The following is a 16,660-nucleotide window of genomic DNA, read 5'->3' on the forward strand; positions in this document are numbered from 1 at the left end:
CCTTATTGAACTATTCATCCTGTGATTAGCTCGAAGTTTGTACCACTATACAACGATTTATAATTCAAAAAGAAAGTTTAATTGTAATAATTAGTTACATTTAGACCAAACACTACACTAAAACGAATTTAAGATTAACCTGTACTTTAGTTGTGCTTTTTTACTAAATACACAGTATATAAAGGGGTATGGTATTATCAGCATCGTCGATGCAGTGTTACTTATTTCGTATCATATTAGCGCCCCTTTTTTGTAAAGGCTGAAACCGCGCCGTCTCTTTTTTTTGCTACAAGGAATCGCATTTTTCAATGCCACCGTGCTTTCTCTCTTCTCTAAAAGCGCCGTTAGCGTGTATTAAAACCCGGCGCCACCAAGGTTACGCTCTTCGGTTTTTATCGCTGTGCCTATTTGTCATTTTTATCTCCTCTGCTCACGCAGTTACCTACAAAATCAATGGGGTAAAGCAAGATAAGCTTAAAGATAATGTTCGGCTGCACTTGAACAATTTAGATGTAGAAACTGAGCTATTAAATGACCCATTCTGGCAGGACGAAGTTATCGCTACGGTAGCCACCGCCGTGCAGCCCTTTGGCTATTACAATAGTGATGCAACAGTGGAAGTCACTGAGGACGATGAGGTCGTTGTGACAGTTTCACTTAACGACCCACTTCTTGTATCAAAGGTCACCCGAGAAATTATTGGTGTAGGCCGAGAAGATAACGACTTTAGAAGCCGCTTTAATGGGTTTTCACTCAAAGAGGGGGATGTGCTTAATCAACCCGTTTATGAGTCTTTTAAGTCATCGATGTTCAATTATGCCTTATCTCACGGCTACTTTGATTTTTATTGGCAAGCCACGCGGTTAGATTTGGTTAGAGAAGAAAAAGAAGCCAACATTTTGCTTATTGCCCAAAGCGGCTCTCGTTATAACTTTGGTAAATTGAAATTTATTGGGGAAGACAAAGCAAAAGCGATTATTGAACGACTCACTCCGTTTGAAGAAGGTGAACCTTATTCCTCAGCAAAATTGTCTGACTTCAACCGTTCGTTAAATCAATCAGGGTACTTCAACCGCGTTATTGCAAGGCCTGTAGTAAGTGACGCTGAAGGGCTAAATGTACCTATCGAGGTTTCGCTAGCACATCGCCCTCGTGATGCTTTTGATGTTTCTATCGGTGCTGCTACCGACACTGGCCCACGTGTAACATTAGGCTGGGAGCGCCCTTGGGTAAATGATCGCGGTCATTCAATATCGTCCGATATTTTTATCTCTCAACCCGAGCAATCGGTTACGGCTGACTATCGCATTCCGATGCAGAATATCACCAAAGATTACGTTAGCTTTGAAGCAGGTTATCAGTTCATTGAGTACAGCAATACTTCGATTGAAAGTGAAACCTTATCACTTGCTGCCCACCGCTACTTTCAAGAAGATAATTCTCCTTGGCAACACGATGGCTCTATCACCTATTTACGAGAAACCTACGATCAAGGCGACACTGACAACACCACAACGTCGCTAATACTGCCAGGCTACTCGATAACTTACATTACCAAAGATAACGACCTTAATATTAACAATGGCAATTACTTTCAGTTCTTAGCCCAAGCAGGGCGAGATAATCTTGGCTCTGACATCAATATTGTGAAATCCGTATTGGAAGGCATGGTCATTCGTACCTTTTCTGATGTGCATCGAGTTTCTATTCGAGGCGAGCTCGGCGCTATTAAAACCAATGACTTTTCACAAGTGCCTACATCACTGCGGTTTTATGCCGGTGGCGATCAAAGTGTTCGTGGGTTCGATTATCGAGAAATTTCCCCTACGGACGATGTTATCGACCCTGAAACCGGTGACACTGTTACCGATGCCATTGGTGGAAAATACTTGGCAACTGCCAGCGTGGAATATGCTTACCGCATTGCACAAAATTGGCGTATTGCCGCCTTTACCGATGCGGGCACGGCAACCAATGATTTAGATACTACATTAACTTACAGCGTGGGTTCGGGCTTTCATTGGCTATCTCCTATAGGCCCAGTTCGCGTTTACGTAGCTCGGGGCTTTGCACCAGATGAAAAGACATGGCAGCTGCATCTAATGCTGGGGCCAGAGTTATGAGAAAGCGCACAATTTCAACCATTCTATTAACGCCTGTGCTTATCGTGGTGTTTGTTTACGGATTATTAATTAGCCCTTTGGGTGGACCAACTATTCGCCTTATTGCCAATAATCTAGTGAGCGGGCTAAGTATTGAAAGCATTGAGGGCGGCCTGGCTGACAACCTTACTATTTCAAACGTTAAGTGGGAAAATGCGCAGTGGCGGGTACACGCTGAGTATGCGTACCTTGATGTTACGTGGCGCTGTATCTTTGAGCCTAGAGTCTGCGTTAACGAAATAAATGCCAACGATATACTTGTGGAGCAATTAAGCGCGGCCCCAGAAACAGAATCCACTGAAGAAACAGGCAGTTTTGCGCTGCCTTTACCTATAGAAGTAAGCCAAGCCAAGGTTGAGCGTTTTACCCTTAACATGCCGAGCCAGACGGTTGAACTAGGGAAGTTAAACTTAGATGAGTTCTTGGGCAATGATAAGCTGACGATATCATCGGTGTCGCTTGAAGATTTAGCCGTTACCCTTCATCAAGTTGAAGCATCCACTCAAACAACAGCCTCTTCGGCTAACGCGAACAAGGATGATGCTCCCTCTGAAAGTAGTGCTGACAATAGTGCCACGAACAAATCACTACCAAAATCTTATTCGCTTTCATACACCGCCCCAGAACTGCCCACGGTTTCATCGCCTATTCCAATAAGAATCGGGGAGTTTTCACTGACCAATGGCACCTTAAACCAAGAAGAATCTGCCCAAACCTTATCAGCATTTACCTTTGAGGATTTTGAATTCGCTAATGCCAGTGTGTCCTTGGCCAATTTAAATATGGTACACCCTCAAGGAACACTTAATGGAGACATTGCCATCACCTTAGATGGTGCTTATCCGTTGTCAGTCTCACTAAACGGTAGCGGCCTTATAAGTGACAACCAGCAGCAAGTAGACTTTCAAGCATCAGGGTCGCTAGCAGCACTTGAAGCTGATCTTAAAACTGAAGGGGCGATGAATGCTAAAGTGAATTTGTCAGCCGACGTACTTAGCGACAACTTGCCCATTTCATTTAGCGCAACGTGGAAGGAACAACCCTTACCCACTTTGGAGTCTGGCACTTTACACGATGGCGCGTTAACCCTTAATGGCACCATGGGCGACTACCTATTAGATGGCGGGGCAGCCGCCACCTTGCCAGATGTAGGCAAGGTGCCTGTAGCGCTAAATGTGGTGCTAAAAGAACACAACATCTTCGTGAACGAAGCCAAAATTGAAGCGTTGGAAGGCAGTATTAGCAATACCGGTACCTTGTACTTAGATGAGGCGATTTCTTGGGAAGGAAACACCACCTTTACCAATGTCTCTGGGGTTCAGTTTTCTGAGTACGCGCCTGAGCAGTTAGAAGGTGGCTTTACCAGCGTGATGCAATATACGGAAAAAGGCCCGCAAGTCAGTATTCGAGATTTAGACTTAAAAGGCGTTTTGCAAAACAAACCCTTTTCGGTAGCGGGCGCTTTCGTTTATTCCGGCCCCAGCGACTTACTGGTTGCCTCGCTCGCTGTAGAGCAAGCCGAAAATAAAATTGATGTGGTAGGGCAACTGTTAAACAAACGCTATATCAACGCTGATATTGATCTTAATGTAGCGGCAATTGCCGACCTTTACCCTGAAGTAGCTGGGGCGATATCTGGCAACATAAAAGCCACAGGCCCATGGACTAACCCCGTTGCCAAAGGCGCACTTAATTTTTCAAATATTGCGGTGTCGCCTGGGCTTTCAAACGCGGCAGCCCAACAAGGCGAAATCAATGGCAAGCTTGTCATTGATGGCTCATACACAAACCATAAGGTCGACCTTGATGTAACCCTACCGGAACATAGTGTTGCATTAAGCCTTGCGGGCAAATGGCAAGACAACACATGGGCAGGACAAATTGAGCAGAGTAAATTAAAACTCGCTAATATGCAGTGGGCGTTGTCATCACCATTTTCTCTAAATGTCGGCACGGCCCCTTTTAGCGCCAATGTGGGCGAACACTGCTGGCACTCGAGGGAAGAGGGAGAGCTTTGCATCACCAGCTTGAACTACCAAGAAAATAAAGCGAAGTGGAATGTATGGGCTAAGGCATTGCCTGTTGGCTTGTGGGCGCACGAGCTTGCGCCGGATATAATAGCGGCAGCAGCACCGGCAACCTTATCGGTGAAAACCCAAGGCCAATATTCCCAAGCCGATCCTATCGATGCGACTTTTACGGCGTCTTTATCACCTGCCACATGGCAGTTGGGAAAAGAACGACCACTCGCTATAACCGTTAATTCTGTGGAAACCACCGGTACTTTTAAGCAGGGAGAGCTTAAAGCTAAGTCGCTTATTGCCAGTGAAGATTTAGGCAATGCCACACTCAATGTGAATACGTCTCCCTTTGAAACGCGCAAACCCATAAGCGGTAATTTGGAACTACTTAACATTGATGTCGCGCCACTGAAGCCTTTATCCCCAGCTATTCGCACCCTTACGGGTGTGATGAATGGCACAATCACGCTGGCGGGATTTGTCGACTCACCGGACCTCACAGGTGAACTACGAATAGAAAACGGCGCCATTGATATTCAAGACACGCCCGTGTCACTAGAAAACTGGACTCAATCAATTACGTTAAACGGCCAACAAGCCAACTTCGACGGCACGTTTTTGCTGGGCGGTGGTAAAGGGTCGCTAAACGGCGATCTCAGTTGGTCTGATGTACCAAGCGCGAACATTAATTTGAAAGGCGATAAATTTGAGGTACGCCAACCAAACATGCGTTTGCGGGTATCGCCAGATTTGAAAGTAGCGGCTACCGCCGACAAGGTTGATGTATCAGGCAGTGTCAACATACCTTGGGCGCGTATTGAAGTTGAATCATTGCCTGAAAGCGCGGTGTCACCGTCCAAAGATGTTCACCTTCGCGGCGAACCGCCTAAAGAAGAACCCCTTGATATTGTGCATGCGTCTGTGATGGTCAATATCGATAAAGCCAAAACAGGTGAAGTGAAGCTGGAAGCATTTGGTTTAACCGCAAGTTTGCACGGCGGCGTAAAAGTGAATAACCAACCTGCTTTGGTGGGCTTTGGTGATTTACAAATACTCAACGGTCGCTACAACGCCTACGGCCAGCAACTTGTTATACAAACGGGCGAAGTGCAGTTTAATGGCCCTATCGATCAACCCATGCTGCTGATTGAAGCCATTCGCGACCCAGACAAAACTGACGATGATGTAATTGCTGGCATTAGAATAGACGGCGCCGCCGATTCCCCAAGCATTAACTTATTCTCCGAGCCTGCAATGGATCAGCAAAATGTACTCTCGTACTTGCTAACAGGGTCTGGCCCAGACGCTGAAAGCGAAGATCCTAACTACACTGCATTGTTACTGGGCTTTGGCCTTTCAAATACCAAAACGTTAACCGGCCAAGTAGGTAATGCATTAGGCATTGATGATTTCAGCTTAAGCACTAATGAGAACAAACTGTCAGTAACCGGTCAGATTAATGACAGGTTAACGGCTGAATATAACGTAGATGTGGGGTTGAGTAACAATGATTCAAGCAGCACACTTCGGCGTAGGCAAGACCCGCCCGATTTAGCATTGCGATACCGCTTGTTGCCTCGTTTATTTTTAGAAGCGGTACAAACCACCATTGAAGATCAGTCTGAATTCGCCTTAGATTTATACTATGAATTCTTCTTAGGAGAAGAAAAAGACGATGATGATAGTGAAGGTCGTGTTGAAGATGGTGATGGTGATGGTGATGGAAAAAATCATGAAAGCAGCGATACCAGTAACGGTGAAGCTGCTATCCCAAAGGCCGAAAAAGCGACAAATTAGTTAACTAACTTTGACGGGGCGGCAGGTCTTCACAAATGGCTAGCCGCCGTCACTCATATTATTTAATGCCGTTAATTTTTTTTCAAATTGCTTTTGCCTGCGATGCGCCCAAACATACCACACTGCCATAATGCCAGCGGTGATTGCTGTTACCATCAGCACCAGCCCATACTCCCTTTCCTCTGCTGCCTTAGCCAAGGTAAAGATGGTATTAAATGCAATAACAATAGGCACGGCTATCCAGGCAGAATGTTTATTAATAAAGGCAATACGTGCATTGTTTTTAAACTGCTTTTTCAATTGTTGTACATGATTATTAGTTTGCGCATTACTGCCAAACGCAGCCACTCTTCTAAGCCAAAGCTGATAACCAAGCAAAGGGATAACGAAAAACATTAGGCCAAAATATAAGACGCGAGCAGTAACCGGAAGCTCGCCCCAGTAATGTATAAAAATCCAAACTCCTGGTACTAACGACAAGCAATCGATTAGAAAATAAAGACGCTGCTTTCTTGTTTGGCTTTTAAACGTTTTTTTCACCTCTTCCAAATCTACATTCGACACGGGTTGGGCTTGCCATAACGCGCTGAGGTCGTTGTCGATGCCATTATCATCAGCGCTTTTATTAAAATCATTCATCGGCGTCTCCTTCTAATACACTTGCTTTAGCCCGCTTTAAAATAACCCCTACATGAGATTTGGTTAGGCCGCATATATCAGCAATTTCATCATAAGATAAGCCTTCTAAGGAAAGGGTAAGTACTTGTCGCGGCTGTACTGCTAGTGCACGTACTTTAACGAGTAATCGTGTTAGTGATTGTTGTTGGCTGGTGGCCGTTTCAGGGGAAACTTGTGACATTTGCTCAATAACCACGTCATCATTGTACTCATCGGTATCGATGCGCTTCACCTGATTTGCCACGTGAGTAACAGCGCGGTTATGGGCAATTTTTAGAATATAAGTTTTTACACTGCTATCGCCTTTAAAGCGCACTAACCCCTGCCACACAGCAATAGCTATTTCTTGTAGCAATTCCTGCTGTAACGCGTGGTTAGCCTCGTAACTGTTCGCCACACGACTTAATAGACTACCGTACTGTGCAAACACATCTTCAAATCCTTGCCCCAATCTCTCGTCCTCAGTATTTCTTATTATTCACTGCGCTGCATTGTCGACTATTACGGCAAAAGCCACCCATTTACTGTGCTTACTTGCATGTGATGACAGAAATCATCAGTGCTTATTTTGTGTAGTCTAGGGTTAGCGAAAAAAATTACATCTCTTTGTAATTTTTTTTGAAACCTAAAGACTAGTAAGCATGAAGGGTGTTATCGAGACACCACTATTGGGTACAAAATCGGGCACAAACTTTTACCTTGGAGCACACTATGTCTACCTTAAGCATTTTTTTACTTATTGGCTTTATCACCGTCATCGCTCTAGGCGCAAGTTACTTAGATGCTAAGTTTCAATGGCGTCTTAACGACTGGATGAGTGGCACGTGTAGCAATCCATTCATTGCTAGCAAAGCCACACAGCAACAACAGCTTATTGAGAAAAAAGATAAGCAAATTGCCGCCTTAGTTGAACGAGTCGAAACACTGGAAGCCATAGTGACTCAGCCGGCTTATGAACTGAATCAAAAAATTAATGCACTTAGGTAATGCGCTTAAATCATGCCTAGCTAGTTCATACTTAGCCACTTAAGGGTGGGCGTCGCATAAACATGGGCACTTTTCCCATAGCAATGGCGTTGCCCACCAGTACCACGACTACGCCAAGTACAGACAGCCAACTCCACGTATAACCTTCAAAAAAGGTGGAGATAACCAGCGCTACAATGGGGTAAACCAGTACCACATAAGCAGCTTTGTCGGCGCCTATTTGCTTTAGCAACTTCATATAAGAACCAAACGCCAACACCGAGCCGAAAAGCGCCAGATAAAGCAGCGAAATATAAAACTCGGGCGCCGTTGGAACAACCAAAGTTTCGTTTGTGACCCACGCGGTAATATAAAGCATCACCATGGCATAGCTCATGGCGTAAAAATTCATTTGAATAACTGGCGTACCTGAAGTGAGGATCCGCTCTGAAATAACGTTACCAATTGATGCACTGAAAAAAGAAACAAACGCGATAGAAACGCCCGCAGCCAATGCTGCATCCATGGATACTTTAGAGAACTCAGGTACAAACATACACACGATGCCAGCCAGCCCCAAAGTAGCCCCCACCACAACTTCTAAGCGAATAGGCTGCTTTAACCACCACCTGCGAAGCACCACATTAAAATAAATAATACTGGAGCTCATAAGAGCGAGTAACGCACTAATAATATGCGCTTGCGCCATGTAGAGCAGAGTATAGTTAAGGCAATATAGGAAGAAGCCAACTCCTGCCATTTTAATGTGAATGTGTAACGGTAGCTTAAACGGCAAACCACGTACCGCGCAAAATAGTCCTAAACACAGCGCCGCTAAAGTATATCGCCACGCAACGGCTAAGGTCTCAGCGGTATGCCCTATTTGATAAGTAATCGCTATCCACGTTGACCCCCAAATAAGCGTACAAATGGCAAAGAGCACACCATTATTCATGTCTGATCATCTATAAACTGCATTAAATGGTTTATTGCCTTATTGAATAAGCGCTGACGAGACTCATTCGCCATCCACGCCGTATGAGGGGTAACAATAAGATTGGGGACAGAGCCCGTTAGCAAAGGATGATCGGTGGGAGGAGGCTCTTGAGATATAACATCAACCGCCGCGCCGCCTATTTGCCCGCTTTTAAGCGCAGCCACCAGCGCATCTTCATCAACTAACCCACCTCTGGCAGTATTAATAAGAAAGCTGGTACGTTTCATCAACGACAACCGAGCTTCGTTGAAAAGGTGATAATTATCATCAGTGAGTGGGCAATGCAGGCTGACTACATCGGCGCTAGGTAACAATGATTCCAGTGAAGGTCGTGGGTCGCGCTTATTATCGACGCGTTCCTCTGAGGAAAGCCCGCCAGGCCGCGCCGCGATACTCACCTTCATACCCATTGCGATAAATAGCGCTTCAACTCGCTTGCCCAACTCTCCATAACCAACGATAACCGCATGTTTGCCGGCAAGCTCCACAATAGGGTGTTCGGTTAAGCAAAAGTGCGGCGATGTGGCCCATTTACCTTGTTCAACATCGTTATGATACTGAGGAAATGCGGTGGCTAAATTAAGCAGCAACATTAAGGTATGTTGGGCAACGCTGTCGGTGCCATAACCTTCCACATTCTGCACGTAAATATTGTGAGACTGGCAGTAACTCTTATCTACGTTATTAGTACCTGTGGCCATGACGCCCACATACTTTAACGCTTTGGCGTGTTCTAGCGCCTCGCTATCTAATACTACCTTGTTGGTAAGCACGATATCGGCATTCGCTACTCTGCCAACCACTTCTTCTGGAAGGGTGTTGTCATAGCAAGTTAACTCAACATTGAGGCTACTGAGCAATGACGTATCTATTGTGTCTGAATTCAGTAAATCTGCACCAAAGGTTTCAGCATCAAGAAAAACCCCTTTTAGCTTTTTCTGTGGATGTTTCTGAATGCTTTTTTCGCCCGCTTGAGTGGATTGACTATTGGCCACCGGCATTTCCTTGATTGTCTGCCTCGCCTATAGACTCACAAATAGACTCAAGTGCCGTTTTAATATTTAAAGGAATAGGTACGGCTTTGTCAGAGAGCCTGTCCACAAATACATGCACAAATTGGCCGTGCGCCACCCGGCGTTTAGCCTCACCGGCATAAACTGATAAACCGTAAGTAACCGAACTTCGACCTAACTTTATCACCCGTAACCCAACGTAAATTGTTTCTGGATAAGCTGCTGGCGTAATATATTGGCACTGGCTACTGACAACGTAAGCCACGGCGCTACTTTCTTGAATATTAAGGCCGCCCTCGTCAATTAAAAAGCGATTTACGGCGGTATCAAAAAAGCTGTAATACATCACATTATTAATGTGACCGTAGGCGTCGTTATCTTGCCAGCGAGTGGCAATTTCAAGGTGATAAGGGTAATCGTTGAGCGATGGTGTAATGTCTGTCATGCGTGGCGTTATCCCAAAAAGTTAAAAGTGTGGAAACTATAGCAATACCAAGTCGTCGCGATGTACAACTACGTCGGTCGTTTCATAACCTAACACATCCGCAATATGCTGCGACTTTTTCCCTTTTATCAGCATTAAGTCTCGCGCGTTATAAAGGGCCAAACCTTTTGCAACAACTTGGTTTTCATAGCAAATTTCTACCGCCTCTCCTTGGTTAAAATTACCTTCTATGTTCGTCATGCCTGAAGGTAACAAAGACGCACCGCGATCCACCAAGGCGACTTTTGCACCTTCATCTACATGAATACGACCACAGGTTTTAAGCGTATGCGTCAGCCATAGTCGGCGGGCTTTTTTAGGCGAGTTACTAGCGTGAAACAAGGTGCCTGGAATAGAACCATTCAACATGGCATCGAAAGACGCCCCTTTCCGGCCATTAACAATAATAGTTTGAATACCGCTACTGGTGCACTTATCCGCCGCTTCAATTTTCGTTCGCATCCCGCCTGTACCCACCGAGGTACCCGCACCACCCGCTAGTTTGTAAATCGATTCATCGATATTGTGCACTTCACTGATTAATGTGGCGTCTGGATCTTTACGCGGGTCGGCAGTGTACAACCCATCAATATCGGAACAAATAATAAGAGTATCGGCTTGAGCCACCAGCGCGGTATACGCGCCAAGATTGTCGTTATCGCCCACTTTTAGCTCGTTCACTGCCACGGTATCGTTTTCGTTAACGATGGGAAGCGCATCATGATTCAGCAATTCTCTTAAGGTATTTTTGATATTCACATAACGAGTACGATCGCGAAGATCGTCAGCGGTAAGCAAAACCTGCGCACAAGGAAAGTCGAAAAACCGTTGCCAATTTGCCATCATTTGGGTTTGACCAATGGCGGCCATCGCCTGTTTTTCAGCAATAGAGGCATTGTGTCGAATTTTCACTTTGCTTCGACCCGCAGCCACGCTGCCCGAGGAAACCAAAATAATTTCTTTGCCAGATTCGCGGCTTATCGTGATAAAGCGCGCCAGTGCTAATAGAAATCGGGCGCTACACGCATCGCCATTTGGCGCAATAAGGGCGCTACCTACTTTAATTACGGCACGCTGCCAATTGAGACGGTTCATAAGAAGATGATGCAAGAAAACAGGGGTTTAAGAATACGACACTTCGCTTTTTAAACAAACGTTATGTTACAGTTTTTTGCGTTAAAACAGGGTGAGTTTACGGTCAAAAACTGGGATAAAAGCAAAATGGCTTATATACTAGTTCGCTTATTTTATTATAAAAATAACCGGGAAACTCCATGAATAAGCACCAACGACATCTTTTCTGGCTTGCGCCAGTGTTGTCTATGCTGATTTATCTTCCATTCGCCAACGCAGCAATAAATCAAACAAAAGGCGATTTTGAAGATAAGTTCCGTCAGCTAGATGAATCTCTTCCTACCCCAAATGTATATCGAAATGCAGCGGGTGAGCCAGGTCATCAATACTGGCAGCAGCAAGTAGACTACAAAATTGACGTTAAACTGATTGAAGATACACGCCGTATTGAAGCCAGTGAAACCATTACCTATCACAACAATGCACCAGATACGTTGAAGTATTTATGGATCCAATTGGATCAGAATAAATTCCGCGACGATTCTATGTCTGCCCTTACCACTACATTTGGTGGCATTGGTAATCGTGGGCCAGCAACACAATCTGCAAGTGGTGGTAAACCTGCACAGTTGAGCATGGCAGCACTTCGCCGCCAACAGTTTGTTGACGATAACGAATTGGGTTACACCATTTCACGGGTGCAAGACAGTGCAGGTAACGATTTACACCACGTTATCGTTGGTACGCTAATGCGTGTAGATTTAGCGCAACCGCTTCAACCTAAAAATAACGTCACCTTCGATATCGATTTTGCATTTAATATTGTTGAAGAAGACGCGGTTTCTGCTCGTGCGGGTTACGAACATTTCCCAGATGATGAACGTGAAGGCGGTAACGATATTTTCTTGCTGGCCCAATGGTTCCCTCGTCTAGCGGCTTACACCGATTACGAAGCATGGACAAACAAAGAATTTATTGGCCGTGGTGAGTTCACTTTAGAATTCGGTAACTACGAAGTGGATATTACGGTTCCGGCCGACCATATCGTTTCTTCTACCGGTGAGTTACAAAACGCTGATGACGTACTAACGAAAACCCAGCGTAACCGTTTGAAAGAAGCGGAAGATGCTGACCGTATTGTATTCGTTGTTACCGCTGAAGAAGCGCTAGAGAACGAAAAAGCAGGCACCAACAAGCAAAAAACATGGCGTTTTAAAGCTGACAACGTGCGTGATTTCGCATGGGCTTCGTCACGTAAATTCATGTGGGATGCCCGTGGTTACCATCAAGGCGGCGACGTTCAGCCGTTAGTCATGGCGATGTCTTTCTACCCGAAAGAAGGTGGCGAGCTTTGGGAGAAGTACTCTACTGAATCTATCATCCACACTATGGATGTTTATAGCCGCTTTAGTTTCGATTACCCGTACCCTGTTGCTCAGTCTGTGAATGGCCCAGTTGGCGGTATGGAATACCCAATGATCACCTTTAACGGTCCACGCACCGAGCTACGTGACGATGGTTCTCGTACTTACTCTTTATCTGAAAAACGCTTCCTTATTGGCGTGGTTATTCATGAAGTGGGTCATATTTACTTCCCTATGACCGTAAACTCTGATGAGCGTCAGTGGACATGGATGGATGAAGGCTTAAACAGCTTCTTAGACGGTGTTGCTGGACGTGAATGGGATCCTACTATTCCATGGGGCGTTGAACCACGTGACATTGTTAGCTACATGAAGTCTGAAACCCAAGTACCTATTATGACCCAGTCTGATTCGGTACTTAAACTAGGCCCTAATGCTTACACTAAGCCAGCCGTAGCGCTGAACATTCTTCGTGAAACCATTCTTGGCCGTGATTTGTTCGACTTCGCCTTTAAAGAATATGCACAGCGTTGGATGTTTAAACGTCCTACACCTTCTGATTTTTTCCGCACCATGGAAGAAGCCTCTGGTGTTGATTTAGATTGGTTCTGGCGCGGTTGGTTTTACACTACTGACCACGTTGATATCAGCCTAGATAGCGTTTACAAACTTCGTTTGAACACTGAAGATCCTGATATTGATTTCGCCCGTGAGCGTGAAGCCGAACTTGATAAGCCTAAATCACTTACCGACATTCGTAACAAAGAAGAAGGGAAAGAACTTTGGGTAGACCGCTTCGATGACATTAAAGACTTTTACGACGAAAACGACCGTTACACAGTAACCAACAAAGAACGCAACAAGTACCGTAGTTTCTTGAAGAAACTTGAGCCTTGGGAACGTAAAGCGTTTGAACGTGCAGTTCGTGAAGACAAAAACTACTATGTACTCGACTTTAGCAACAAGGGCGGCTTAGTTATGCCGATTATTCTTGAGCTAGCATTTGAAGACGGCACAACTGAAGAAATGCGTATTCCTGCTGAAATTTGGCGCCGTACACCGAAAGCGGTAAGCAAGCTTATTGTCACTGAAAAGGGCAAAGAGCTAGTAAGCGTAACAGTTGACCCACATTGGGAAACGGCTGACGTAGATGTTGAAAACAACCACTATCCGCGTCAAATTATTCCTTCACGTATTGAAGCGTACAAGTCTAAGCCTCGTAACACTTACGAGTATCGCGATCTAATGAACGATGTAAAAACCGAGCTAAAGACCGACGATGACGAAGACGAAGATGACAATTAAGGTTATGCCTTTTCAGTTATCTGCTAAAAACCACAAGCAGGGCCTAACGGCGCTGCTTGTGGCCGTTTTTTTATGTACCGGCTTATTCAGTACTTGGGCTAACGCGCACCAAGTTAAAGCGGCTATTACTACGGTGTTGTTCAACCCTCGAACGCAAAACATTGAAGTAATGCATCGCTTTAACCTGCACGATGCTGAGCACGCCGTAAAAGTACTGTTTGATAAGCACGCCGACATTATGGAAGAAGAGAAAACCCAGCAAGCGTTCGCTGATTACGTAAGCAACCATTTTGCGCTGTTAAACGGTGAGGAAAAATCATTAGATTTAGGTTTGGTAGGTTTTGAGTTAGATGGTAATCACTTTTGGGTGTACCAAGAAACCGCTCAACCGCCAGCGTTAGATGGTTTGATGATTCGTCACGATGCTTTACGTGATTTGTGGCCAACACAAGTTAACACGTTAAATGTAGAAGGGAATGGGCCTTTAAAGACCCTTACTTTCACCGACAACGTGACCTTGCTGGAAGTGGAGTTTAGCGGTGACCATCATTAATGCACTAACCGCATGATGAACGTGTTACTTAATCTTTATTCAACTTTCTGTTACTGATTTAAAGCACTGCCACTTCGCAGTGCTTTTTTGTATCCCCCTGAAGTCTTATTCCCATTTGCGTAAATCTCGCCTAAGTTAACCTAGTACCGTGCTTTTATATCAATCGGTTTGTATCAATCAATGAATTGTCGATTTTTATAAAAAGGGCACGAATATGGGCATGCTTTTAACTTACACCATGGGGACTTTCCATGAGCGACAATACCACCACCAATGCGTTTTCCAACAACAAGAATATTATGTGGGTGCTGCTTAGCGGCGCCATGGCGCTTACCTTCATTGTGATGATGTTTTTACCTAACAGCGGCACAGGTGAGGGCATGATAGCGGTTTACTCTGCCATGCTATGGTGTGGCATCTTTGGCGCGGCGTTATTTCGCTATATGACAAAAAATGGCTGGGTAGGGTTTGCAATAGGCAGTGTAGTAGGCCTTATACTACAAATGGTAGCTCAGATAGTCTAAACGCCTATATTGAGCACAGGTAGTTTTATTCCCTGTCGAGTAGCTAGCGCTTCGTAACACCTTACTGCGGCGCCATATAACTAAGCAATTTACAAAAATTTAAGAAGTAATCGACCAGCGACTCTTTGGCGTATAAATAGTATTAACAGTCAGGTCTCACAGGTTGAGCCTCACAGGTTGGTCCTCAAAGACTGAACTTCAAACGTTGGGCTTCATTGAATGAAGCTGCCTGCGTTTCAAAAAAGATTAAAGGCTTCCAAGGTTACTTCATGGCAAAAAATACCAATGAACGCAAAGCGCGAGCAGTACCATCTTCACGTATTGGGAGAGTAGGGCGCTTAGGTGCCTTGGCAGGCAAAATTGCGGGAAATGTTGTTACCAATGGTGCCAGCCAATGGATAAAAGGCGAACGCCCCGCGCTTAGCGCATTGCTGTTGACCCCTAAAAACATTACCAATATTGCCAACCAACTCGCCACCATGCGTGGTGCAGCCATGAAGCTAGGCCAGCTTATCTCTATGGACACTGGCGACTTTTTACCGCCAGAACTTGCTACTATATTAGCCCGGCTGAGGGAAGATGCCGATCCTATGCCAAAAGCACAATTAAATGCCACGCTAAACGCCCAATGGGGCGAAAGTTGGCATGATGATTTACTGTATTTTTCTTATACGCCCGTTGCCGCAGCGTCTATTGGTCAGGTACACAAAGTGATTACAATGGACGGGAAAATGCTGGCAGCGAAGGTGCAGTATCCTGGTGTACGTAAAAGTATCAGTAGCGATGTTGATAACGTAGCAACACTCATTAAACTCACAGGTTTAGTACCGAAATCGTTAGATATTGGCCCGCTGTTAGAAGAAGCAAAAATTCAACTTCATCAAGAGGCCGACTATCACCGTGAAGCCAGCATGCTAACGCGGTATAAAGACGCGGTAGCGCAGCATAATGATACTGAGCTCTCCCACCAATTTGTTATTCCCAGTGTTCATCCACAGTTAACAACCGATTCTGTGCTGGCAATGGACTTCATCGAAGCGAGCCCCCTTGACGCGGCGATGAACGCCCCCCAAGAAACTCGCAACCGGTTAATGACATCTTTATTCAAATTATTTTTTAATGAGATATTTGGCTTTAGGCTGCTTCAAAGCGACCCGAACTTAGCCAACTATCGATATAAAGAAGATACTCAGCAATGGGTATTGCTGGATTTCGGGGCAACGCGAGAAGTACCCGATGATATTGCGCTGGGCTACCAAGCACTGCTTCAAAGTGCGGCCAGCGGCAGTCAACAAGACATGCAACACGCAGCCCTACAGATTGGCTTAATAAATCAAGAGCATAGTGATGCACAGCGAGACCTTGTTATAGCATTAGGAATGGAAGCGTGTGAAGCCATTAGAGAAGACGGCCCCTACGATTTTGGCAATAGTGACTTGTTACCAAGGCTACACGACAAAGGTGTGGCGTTAACCATGCAGCATGATTTTTGGCATACACCACCGGTTGATGCCTTGTTTATTCATCGCAAGTTAGGGGGGCTTTACATGTTGGCTAAGCGATTAGACACACAGGTTAATATGCGCGCTGCCGCAAAGCCTTGGCTAACGCCTTGATATTACAGCCCTGAGGTTAAGCCATTGAGATTAGGCAACTGAGATTAAGAGCCTCGCCTTTGCAGCCGCCCAAGTATTACGGGGCAGCTATAACGCTAGCAACATA

The 16,660-nt window shown here is 45.2% G+C and carries 13 protein-coding genes; 7 read left to right on the forward strand and 6 right to left on the reverse strand.

From position 1 onward, the window contains the following. Positions 1–308: 308 nt before the first annotated feature. Positions 309–2,123 carry an autotransporter assembly complex protein TamA gene (locus AV939_RS19645; RefSeq protein WP_057795140.1) on the forward strand — a complete coding sequence of 605 codons (1,815 nt, stop codon included), beginning with the start codon at positions 309–311 and terminating at the stop codon, positions 2,121–2,123. Beyond that, positions 2,120–5,980, forward strand: a complete 3,861-nt coding sequence (locus AV939_RS19650; RefSeq protein ID WP_057795138.1) for a translocation/assembly module TamB domain-containing protein — start codon at positions 2,120–2,122, stop codon at positions 5,978–5,980. The genes AV939_RS19645 and AV939_RS19650 overlap by 4 nt, the downstream gene beginning before the upstream one ends. Positions 5,981–6,019: 39 nt before the next feature. Here AV939_RS19650 and AV939_RS19655 read toward each other — a convergent pair whose 3' ends face one another. Both AV939_RS19655 and AV939_RS19660 read right to left on the reverse strand, forming a co-directional pair. After that, positions 6,020–6,619 (reverse strand): hypothetical protein, encoded by a 600-nt coding sequence (locus tag AV939_RS19655; RefSeq protein ID WP_057795136.1) that lies wholly within the window; start codon positions 6,617–6,619, stop codon positions 6,020–6,022. Further along, on the reverse strand, positions 6,612–7,109 hold the full coding sequence (locus AV939_RS19660) for an RNA polymerase sigma factor (protein WP_057795135.1): 498 nt from the start codon (positions 7,107–7,109) through the stop codon (positions 6,612–6,614). The genes AV939_RS19655 and AV939_RS19660 overlap by 8 nt, the downstream gene beginning before the upstream one ends. A 260-nt stretch (positions 7,110–7,369) precedes the next feature. Here AV939_RS19660 and AV939_RS19665 point away from each other — a divergent pair, with 260 nt between their 5' ends. Continuing rightward, positions 7,370–7,645 (forward strand): hypothetical protein, encoded by a 276-nt coding sequence (locus AV939_RS19665; RefSeq protein ID WP_057795133.1) that lies wholly within the window; start codon positions 7,370–7,372, stop codon positions 7,643–7,645. A 31-nt stretch (positions 7,646–7,676) separates the two neighbouring features. Here the strand turns inward: AV939_RS19665 and AV939_RS19670 are convergent, their stop codons facing one another. Genes AV939_RS19670 through proB form a run of 4 tightly spaced genes read right to left on the reverse strand, consistent with a single transcriptional unit; the run spans position 7,677 to position 11,213 of the window. After that, positions 7,677–8,579, reverse strand: a complete 903-nt coding sequence (locus tag AV939_RS19670; RefSeq protein WP_057795131.1) for a DMT family transporter — start codon at positions 8,577–8,579, stop codon at positions 7,677–7,679. Continuing rightward, on the reverse strand, positions 8,576–9,616 hold the full coding sequence (locus AV939_RS19675; RefSeq protein ID WP_231751144.1) for a D-2-hydroxyacid dehydrogenase: 1,041 nt from the start codon (positions 9,614–9,616) through the stop codon (positions 8,576–8,578). Before AV939_RS19675 ends, AV939_RS19670 begins: the two co-directional genes overlap by 4 nt. Continuing rightward, complete coding sequence (locus AV939_RS19680; RefSeq protein ID WP_061998105.1) at positions 9,606–10,079, reverse strand: acyl-CoA thioesterase; 474 nt, start codon at positions 10,077–10,079, stop codon at positions 9,606–9,608. The genes AV939_RS19675 and AV939_RS19680 overlap by 11 nt, the downstream gene beginning before the upstream one ends. A 36-nt stretch (positions 10,080–10,115) precedes the next feature. Further along, positions 10,116–11,213, reverse strand: a complete 1,098-nt coding sequence (gene proB / locus AV939_RS19685) for a glutamate 5-kinase (protein WP_061998106.1) — start codon at positions 11,211–11,213, stop codon at positions 10,116–10,118. Positions 11,214–11,440: 227 nt separating this feature from the next. Here proB and AV939_RS19690 point away from each other — a divergent pair, with 227 nt between their 5' ends. The 4 genes from AV939_RS19690 to AV939_RS19705 all read left to right on the forward strand — a co-directional run bounded on the left by AV939_RS19690 (position 11,441) and on the right by AV939_RS19705 (position 16,554). Next, positions 11,441–13,861 carry a M1 family metallopeptidase gene (locus AV939_RS19690; protein WP_138118180.1) on the forward strand — a complete coding sequence of 807 codons (2,421 nt, stop codon included), beginning with the start codon at positions 11,441–11,443 and terminating at the stop codon, positions 13,859–13,861. Further along, positions 13,851–14,414, forward strand: a complete 564-nt coding sequence (locus AV939_RS19695) for a DUF6702 family protein (protein WP_171008976.1) — start codon at positions 13,851–13,853, stop codon at positions 14,412–14,414. Before AV939_RS19690 ends, AV939_RS19695 begins: the two co-directional genes overlap by 11 nt. 251 nt (positions 14,415–14,665) lie before the next feature. After that, positions 14,666–14,938: a hypothetical protein gene (locus AV939_RS19700; protein WP_057795120.1), complete on the forward strand. Its 273-nt coding sequence runs from the start codon at positions 14,666–14,668 to the stop codon at positions 14,936–14,938. A 269-nt stretch (positions 14,939–15,207) separates the two neighbouring features. Further along, positions 15,208–16,554: an ABC1 kinase family protein gene (locus AV939_RS19705; RefSeq protein ID WP_061998107.1), complete on the forward strand. Its 1,347-nt coding sequence runs from the start codon at positions 15,208–15,210 to the stop codon at positions 16,552–16,554. The last annotated feature ends 106 nt before the right edge of the window (positions 16,555–16,660 follow it).

It is taken from the genome of Alteromonas sp. Mac1, assembly GCF_001562125.1.
GTDB lineage: Bacteria > Pseudomonadota > Gammaproteobacteria > Enterobacterales > Alteromonadaceae > Alteromonas > Alteromonas stellipolaris.